We start from the raw sequence: 8,325 nt of genomic DNA on the forward strand, positions 1-8,325 counted from the left end.
GCTATGAACAAAGAACCCAATAGCCTCATCAACGCTTCTTCGCCTTATTTGTTGCAGCATGCCTACAATCCGGTACAATGGTACGAGTGGGGGCCAGCAGCCTTGGCCAAAGCCCAGGCAGAAAACAAGCTCATTTTGGTAAGCATTGGCTACTCGGCCTGCCATTGGTGCCATGTTATGGAACACGAAAGTTTTGAAAGCCATGAGGTGGCCGAGGTGATGAACCAGCATTTTGTGTGCATTAAGGTAGATCGCGAGGAAAGACCCGATATAGACCAAATTTACATGCTGGCCGTACAATTGATGAACGGCAACGGGGGCTGGCCCTTAAATGCCATTTGCCTGCCCGATCAGCGCCCCATTTACGGAGGTACGTATTTTAGAAAGCCAGATTGGATCAATATCCTGCTCAATTTAGCCGCTTTGTGGAAAGACGAACCCCAAAAGGCCACCAACTATGCCCAGCGATTGACCGATGGTATTCAACAAGCCGAACAGATTATTCCTTTCCAGGGCGAAACCGATTTCTCGCCAATCCAACTTGCCGAAATTATAGAACCCTGGAAGCGCCATTTCGATATTACCGAAGGCGGCTACAACCGTGCACCCAAATTTCCTTTGCCCAACAATTGGAGTTTTCTGTTGCGCTATGCCTTTTTGGCGCCCGACGAAGCGGTTTTTACGGCAGTTTGCACTACCCTGGAAGCGATGGCGATGGGTGGCATTTACGATCAGATAGGTGGCGGTTTTGCCCGTTATTCGGTTGACGACAAATGGCATGTGCCCCATTTCGAAAAAATGCTTTACGATAATGCCCAGCTCATTGGGTTATATGCAGAAGCCTATCAATGCCTCAAGTTTCAGCCCTTTGCACAAGTGGTTGTTGATACGATTGATTGGGTCTTTAGCGAGATGAGCGCGCCAAACGGCCTGTTTTATTCGGCCTTAGATGCGGATAGCGAAGGGGTAGAAGGCAAATTTTATGTCTGGGACAAAGAAACCTTTGATAAGGTAGTTGGCGAAGAAGATGCGGTGTTATTGGCCGAATATTTCAATGTTACCGCCGAAGGAAACTGGGAAGAGGAAGAAACGAATATTCTAAGAAGAACAATTAACGACGAGGAGATCCTCGCCAAATACGAAATAGATGCAGCAACGCTTTATGATAAAGTTGCTTTGGCCAAAGCCAAATTACTTGATGAAAGAGGCAAACGCGTAAGACCAGGCTTAGACGATAAGTGTTTAACAGCTTGGAACGCCATGATGATCAAGGCTTTGGCCGAAACTTCCCAAATATTAGCTTATGAATTGTATTATGAACGCGCCAAAAAGGCCGCAACTTTTATCCTGAGCGAAATGGTGGCGCCAGATGGCGGCCTATACCGCAACTACAAGAACGGAAAGTCCAGCATTTCGGGCTTTTTAGATGATTATGCCTTGATGATCGAAGCATTAATTGCCCTTTACGAAGCTGATTTTAACGAAGATTGGCTAAGCAAAGCCAAAGCATTAACCGATTATGTATTGGCCAATTTTGCAGACCCCACAAACGATATGTTCTTTTATACAGCAGGCAATGGCGAAGCACTGATTGCGCGCAAGCATGAGGTTATGGACAACGTGATTGCATCTTCTAATTCGGTCATGGCCCAAAACCTGCAAAAACTGGGACTGCTTTATGATGAGCAAAGCTACAGCGAAAAAGCATCGGCTATGTTAGCTGCGGTGTTGCCGAGGATCAAGGCTTATGGTTCGGCATACTCCAACTGGTGCATCCAACTGCTCAATGAGGTTTATGGTATCAACGAAATCGCCTTGGCGGGTACAGCTACCGAAAACGTGAAAAAAGAATTCAACGAGCGGTATATTCCCAATAAAATGATGCTGGGGGGGACAAAAAGTAGCCTCCCTCTGTTGGAAGGTAAGCTTAGCGAAGAAACGAAAATATACGTTTGCCGAAACAAAACCTGCCAGTTGCCAGTAGGTACGGTTGCCGAAGCCTTAAAATTGATCAATTAATTTTTGAGATAGGGAAAGAGTTGCCAAGATCGTGAAAATAGGTGTTTTAGAGAGGCCAGAATAATTTTTAAGCCAAAGCTAGAAGCCATCGCTCTTGTTCTCTGTTTGGTTGAGCTCGTTGATCCGTGCTTTAATGCTGGTTATGATTTCATCCTTTCCGGTGTTCTTGGGTTTCATAATCGCTTTCATTTCTGCCCTGAATTGCTTTGCGGTGAGGCCCTCTGTTTCAGCGACAAATTTCCTCACAAAAACGCTTTCGCTGGTAGCCACTATATTGATATAAACGGCCCTCATCATGATAATTGCCATTATCACAAAGACAAATAACATTTTACCGCTGCTCGTAGCGCTAAATGTTTGGATGATGGCAAATGCACAAAACATGATCGAATAGATCCTGGTAAACCAAATGGCATACTTCCAGTCGGGCGTTATGGCTATTTTGCGGATCAGGGCTACCGATATAAAAACCAGTGGATAGTTGGCTACAAAAATTGCGATAAAGCCTACAAGTACAAATAATGTCCAGTACAGCGATTCGCCAATAGCCGGTTGATAGGCTTCTATTTTATCAAATAGCCAAAAAGTAAGCTTGATGAGGAGGTAAAACTCTATGGTGACGAATATAAACATCATCAACGAATACAGCAGGTTTCTAAATGCGTTCATCTTTTGGCTTGGTTTTTTCTTCGGTTAAGCGTTATCGAATCAGGATGATCGGCTAAGATAAATAGATTTTGGTGTTGTTTTTCTTGTTGTTCCCATTCTTGTTGCTTTTGCGGCAACAATTAAGGATGGTTTTTTGTTACCCTAATAATTAACCTATATTTGCCGAAATAAAACTTGCCAACTGCCTGTATTTCGGTTGCCGGCAGTAGAATTTATAAATTAAAACAGAACAGAATGAATATCAATTCAAACACCGTAGTGTCTATCACTTATGAGTTGCACACTACTACACCAGAAGGTCAGCAAGTTTTTGTTGAAAAAGCAAACGAAGAGAACCCTTTAGTGTTCTTGTTTGGCGTAGGCATGATGCTGCCAAAATTTGAAGAGCATTTGCAGGGCTTAAAAGCTGGCGATGAATACGGCTTCGAGCTTTCTCCGGCAGAAGGTTATGGCGAAATCGATCCAGCGGCCCACGTTGACCTGCCTATCGATATGTTTAAGGAAGCCGGAGGCGATTTGCCAAATGTTGGCGATGTAATTCCGTTGCAAGACAACCAAGGCAACCATTTCCGTGCAGGTGTAACCGGTGTACACGAAGAATATATTTCGGTTGATTTGAACCACCCAATGGCTGGCAAAAACCTTATTTTTTCAGGAAAGATTTTAACCGTTCGCGAGGCAACCGCCGAAGAATTGAGCCACGGTCATGCACACGGTGCCGATGGCCACTCAGGCCACTAGGGGTTTGGCCTAATTAACAAAAAAGGCGCTGAAATCATTTCAGCGCCTTTTTTATGGGGTTTTTTCAGTTGCGCTTATCGGCCTTGCCACATTTGTCGCAAATGCCATAAGCAATTAAGCTGATGGTATTGGCTGTAAAACCATCAGGAATGTTGATGGCGGGCACTTTGGTTTCTAGGCAATAGATTTTGTGGCAATGGGTACAATTGAAATGCAAATGTTCGTCGTGGTGATGGTGTGCGGTGCAGGCCGACGAGCAGATGGCATAATTGGCCGTACCGTTAAAATCGATAATGCGGTGCAGGATGCCTTTGTCTTCGTAAGTGTTGAGAATACGATATAAGGTTACCCGGTCTATTTCCTTGCCCAACTTCTTTTCCAAATCAGGTTGCGAAATAGCCGCTTTGTCGGCCGCGATCTCTTCGAGTACACGTACCCGCTGACGCGTGTTTTTGAGCTGGTTTTCCCTTAAAATATCTACAGGATTTCTCTTTTGCATGATTATAGTGCTTTGCCTGCCATTAAACTTATCGGCGGACTGTCCATGGCATTGGCCGTGCTTAATTTCAAGGTTCCTTTAATTTTTACCGTCTGGTAGGTAAATTTGATGGGTTCGGTCAGTTCAACCATCACCATAATTGGCACGCCGTTTTTGCCGCAAAAGAAACATTGGTTAATGGGTAGCGTAGAGAGCATGAACTTAGTTTGTTTCATGCCGTCTTTGATCGGCACAATATAGCCCTCCAATTCGAAAGGCTTGTTGGCATGTTTTTTAATTTCATTGCCAAAAATGGCATACATCTCGGTGTCTTTAACGGTTTTAAAGTCAACGCTGCCTATAATATCCCAGTTTTCTGACATGATCTGATCGCTAGGGTCGTGTTGCGCCTTGGCTGCAAATCCGAAGCCTGTTAATAATAAAAGAATGATGCTTAGTTTTTTCATCTGTGGTTTTAGTTTTTGGCAAGTATTTTAGAAATATTAGAACGGTAAGCTTGTAAAGCCGGTATGATAGATGCAAATATACCGATAGCCAGCCCAGCAAGCAAGAGGTAAGCCTCGGATGGGATAAAAACCAGTCCGCTGAGCTTGGCCTGGCTGCTTTCTTGATAATGTGCAATCAATTCCAGTGCCAGGTGCCCCAAACCCATGCCAACGATGGTTCCTATAATGGTCAAGATAAGTCCTTCGAGGATAACAATAACAAACAGTTTGGTTCGTGAAGCCCCCAAAGTACGCATAATGGCCAGGTCGTAGCTTCTTTCTTTAAGCGAGTTGTAAAGATTCACAAATACGCTGATGGCGGCAATGAGCATAATGAGGATCGCAAACCACTGCAGGGTATCAACGCCCACACCAATCAGAGAGAAAAGGCGCGTACTTTCCATAGCCGGTGAGGCCGATTGCAAATTGGTGGCCTGGTTTACCATTCGCGGAAACATGACCACCGACATTGGCGAGCGGTATTGGATCAGCAACGAAGTGATTTCCTGACCCTGGATTTCGCTTGTTGGGTTAGGGGTTGGCGCATCGTGGTGTTCGTGTGCCCCCGCTTTTTCGGGTTCTTCGTGCATTTTCCAAACACTGGCAATATTGGTCAAAATCAAGTTGTCGGTTACGTTGCCTTGCGGAGCCAAAATACCCACTACCTTATAGGCGTGGTCTTTGTGCACATCGGAGTTGCCGGTTAAGCCATGCGCACCGAAAAAAGTATCGCCTACCTTTAAGTTTTGGTTTTTGGCCACCGTGGCTCCAATGGTCGCTTCTAAATCGGCTTTCCAGAATTTTCCGTCCTGTACCTTTAATTGATACAGACTGATAAAATTGGTATCGGTTCCCACGATGCGCACCCCATTATAGTTGTCGCCTAGGGCCAGGGGCGTAGCGCGCTTAACAAAAGGATTATGCGCCAGCTCGTTGGCCTCTTTGAGCGGAATGTTTCCGGTTGGGAAGTCGATGTAGTAGATGCTGCTTAAAATGAGCTGCAAAGGACTGCCTTTGGCTCCAACCACAAGGTCTATATCTTTCGAGTTGTTGTTCAGCTTTTCTTCAATTTGGGTCGAAGCCAACAGCAAAATGGTTAAGATGCCTGTACCAAAGGCAATGAGCAAAATATTTAAGGCCGATGAAAGCGGTTTAGCTGCTAAACTCTTCCAACTTATTCTAAAAGGGCTCATGTCAGGTCGTAAGTGTGTGTAAAGGCATCTTTTACTCGTTTATCGTGGGTAGCTACAACCAGGGTGGCTTGGTTTAAGCCCGATTGTTGCAGCAGCAATTCAAGCACCGCTTCGGCATTCTTGTCGTCGAGGCTCGAAGTAGGCTCGTCGGCAATTAACAGGGCAGGTTTATTGATAACGGCCCTGGCAATAGAAATACGTTGCAGCTGTCCTTGGCTCAGCTCGTTGGGGTAAGCATTTTTTTTGTGCAGCATATCCAACGATTTCAGCACCTCGTCTAAGCGTTCGTGGTTTTCGGGCAGTTTGGCAAAACTTTGGGCCAACAATAGGTTTTCGGCAATGGTTAAGCTTTTGATGAGGTGTGGCCTTTGAAAAATAATACCGATCTGCCTGCCCCTAAAACGGTCGAGTGCCTTTGGCGAAAGCTGGTAAATGGAAGTATCGCCGATGCGTACTTCGCCGGCAGTAGGTTTTAAAATACCTGTTAAAATATGCAAAAGCGTGGTTTTTCCACTGCCAGATTGGCCCAGCAACAGCCATTGTTCGCCATTGTTGATCTGCCAGTCCTTAAAACGGAGCTGCTGGTTGCTATTGTAGCTATGTGCTACAGCTTGGATTGAAATCATTGAATAAGCAAAAAAGCCATTGAGCCTTCTGTTTACAAAAATAGTATATGCAATTAAATTGCATTAAAAATTGTGTAAAGGATTTGCTACCGCCTGCATAAAAAAAATCCCACCGGGTTTTAATCCGATGGGAGGTATGGCTTTTAAGCCTAATTGCTTATTTGTACATTTCTTCGCGCTGTTTGGTTACATCGCTGTTGTTGATGTATTCGTCGTAAGTCATCAGTTTATCGATGATGCCCTTAGGCGTAATTTCGATGATGCGATTGGCAACCGATTCGGTCAGGGCGTGGTCGCGCGAAGTGAACAGCATAGTGCCCTTAAAATCGTTCATGCCATTATTTAAGGCCGTAATCGACTCGAGGTCCAAGTGGTTGGTTGGCTCGTCGAACATCAGGAAATTGGCTTGTTGCAACATCATCCTCGAGAACATGCAACGCATTTTTTCGCCTCCAGAAAGTACTTTTACGTTTTTAAGCACTTCTTCGCCCGAGAACAGCATACGGCCAAGGAAGCTTCTCACAAACTGTTCGTCGGCATCGGTACCCGAATATTCGCGCAGCCAATCCACCAGGTTTTCGTTCTTGCCTTCAAAATAGGTTGAATTGTCATTCGGGATATCAGCGGTGCTGATGGTTACGCCAAACTTGAATTCGCCGGTAAAATCTTTATCATGGCCAGCCAAAATATCGTAAAAAGCAGTGGTGGCCAAACTGTTTTGCGATAAAACGGCAATTTTATCACCTTTGTTTACCATAAAGCTGATGTTTTTGAACATCACTTCGCCATTGGCCGTTTTGCCCAGGTTCTCTACCTGCAAAATCTGATCGCCAGCCTCGCGGCCTGCATTGTTGAACATGATGGCCGGATATTTTCGGCTCGAAGCCTTGATTTCCGAGATATCGATCTTATCCAATGCTTTTTTACGTGAGGTAGCCTGTTTAGATTTAGAGGCATTGGCACTAAAGCGCTGGATAAATTCCTGTAGCTCTTTTACTTTCTCTTCCAGTTTTTTGTTCTGGTCGCTGCGTTGTTTCAGGGCCAATTGGCTCGATTCGTACCAGAAAGTATAGTTTCCTGTATAAATGCTCATCTTGCCAAAGTCAATATCAACGATGTGCGTACAAACGGCATCCAAAAAGTGCCTATCGTGGGAAACCACCAAAACAATGTTCTGGTAGTCGGCCAAGAAGTTCTCTAGCCAGGCAATAGTATCGATGTCCAAATCGTTGGTAGGCTCATCGAGCAACAGGATATCCGGATTTCCGAACAGAGCCTGGGCCAAAAGCACGCGTACTTTTTGGTTACCATCCAATTCCTTCAGCAATTTGTAATGGTGTTCTTCTTTTATGCCCAAGTTGCTCAACAGGGTAGCGGCATTGCTTTCCATGTTCCAGCCGTCTTTTTCGGCAAACAGATTTTCCAGCTCGCCGGCACGCTCGCCATCTTTCTCCGTGAAATCTTCTTTCAGGTAAATGGCGTCTTTTTCCTTCATGATGTCGTACAGCTCTTTGTGACCCATCATTACGGTTTCGATGACCGAAAATTCGTCAAACTCGTAGTGGTTCTGCTTCAATACGGCCATGCGCTCGCCGGGCGTAAAGGCTACATTACCGGTCGTGGCACTTACATCGCCAGAAAGGATCTTTAGGAAAGTAGATTTACCTGCGCCATTGGCCCCAATTACACCATAGCAGTTGCCGTGTGTAAACTTAAGGTTAACTTCTTCAAAAAGAGTGCGTTTGCCGTAGCGCAGGGATAAGTTAGAAACTGAAATCATGTTGCTGAAAAATAAGCTGCAAAGGTACGTATTTTTTTTGCTTATACCTAGGCTTTTGCACTTTGCGAGGGATTGCAACCAATAAAAAAAGGCAACCTTTTTGAGATTGCCTGGCTATGGTGGGCTTTAATGCTTAGTTCCAGTTGAAACGTTTATGGCCGTCGTTATTTGAGAAGGAAATCTCGGTAGCCACTTTAAATTCTGAGGCTACACCTTTGCCTTCGTACATGGCAGGAACCTGTCTCTTATACACATCTAAAAAGGGGGGGGGGGGGGGGGGGGGGGGGGGGGGGGGGGGGGGGGGGGGGGGGGG

8 protein-coding genes are annotated in these 8,325 nt (G+C 45.2%); 2 read left to right on the plus strand and 6 right to left on the minus strand.

Features of this window, described 5'->3' with window-relative positions; translation table 11 throughout:
• Positions 1 to 3 precede the first annotated feature (3 nt).
• Entirely contained in the window at positions 4 to 2,019 is a 2,016-nt protein-coding gene (locus JHD69_RS06690; RefSeq protein ID WP_199138615.1) for a thioredoxin domain-containing protein, read from the plus strand.
• A 78-nt stretch (positions 2,020 to 2,097) separates the two neighbouring features.
• Here the strand turns inward: JHD69_RS06690 and JHD69_RS06695 are convergent, their stop codons facing one another.
• Positions 2,098 to 2,688 carry a hypothetical protein gene (locus JHD69_RS06695; RefSeq protein ID WP_199138617.1) on the minus strand — a complete coding sequence of 197 codons (591 nt, stop codon included), beginning with the start codon at positions 2,686 to 2,688 and terminating at the stop codon, positions 2,098 to 2,100.
• A 234-nt stretch (positions 2,689 to 2,922) separates the two neighbouring features.
• Here JHD69_RS06695 and JHD69_RS06700 point away from each other — a divergent pair, with 234 nt between their 5' ends.
• Positions 2,923 to 3,429, plus strand: a complete 507-nt coding sequence (locus tag JHD69_RS06700) for an FKBP-type peptidyl-prolyl cis-trans isomerase (protein WP_199138619.1) — start codon at positions 2,923 to 2,925, stop codon at positions 3,427 to 3,429.
• Between the two features lie 64 nt (positions 3,430 to 3,493).
• On the opposite strand, the gene JHD69_RS06705 is transcribed toward JHD69_RS06700, so the two are convergent.
• From JHD69_RS06705 to JHD69_RS06725, 5 genes are all read right to left on the minus strand, one after another.
• A complete protein-coding gene (locus JHD69_RS06705; protein WP_199138621.1) occupies positions 3,494 to 3,928 on the minus strand; it encodes a Fur family transcriptional regulator in 435 nt (144 codons plus the stop codon).
• Between the two features lie 2 nt (positions 3,929 to 3,930).
• Positions 3,931 to 4,374: a hypothetical protein gene (locus JHD69_RS06710; RefSeq protein ID WP_199138623.1), complete on the minus strand. Its 444-nt coding sequence runs from the start codon at positions 4,372 to 4,374 to the stop codon at positions 3,931 to 3,933.
• 8 nt (positions 4,375 to 4,382) lie between these two features.
• A complete protein-coding gene (locus tag JHD69_RS06715) occupies positions 4,383 to 5,606 on the minus strand; it encodes an ABC transporter permease (RefSeq protein ID WP_199138626.1) in 1,224 nt (407 codons plus the stop codon).
• Positions 5,603 to 6,232, minus strand: a complete 630-nt coding sequence (locus tag JHD69_RS06720; protein ID WP_199138628.1) for an ABC transporter ATP-binding protein — start codon at positions 6,230 to 6,232, stop codon at positions 5,603 to 5,605. Before JHD69_RS06720 ends, JHD69_RS06715 begins: the two co-directional genes overlap by 4 nt.
• Before the next feature lie 157 nt (positions 6,233 to 6,389).
• On the minus strand, positions 6,390 to 8,012 hold the full coding sequence (locus tag JHD69_RS06725) for an ABC-F family ATP-binding cassette domain-containing protein (protein WP_199138635.1): 1,623 nt from the start codon (positions 8,010 to 8,012) through the stop codon (positions 6,390 to 6,392).
• Between the last annotated feature and the right edge of the window lie 313 nt (positions 8,013 to 8,325).

The sequence above is a fragment of the Pedobacter sp. ASV12 genome (genome assembly GCF_016429155.1).
Taxonomy (GTDB): domain Bacteria; phylum Bacteroidota; class Bacteroidia; order Sphingobacteriales; family Sphingobacteriaceae; genus Pedobacter.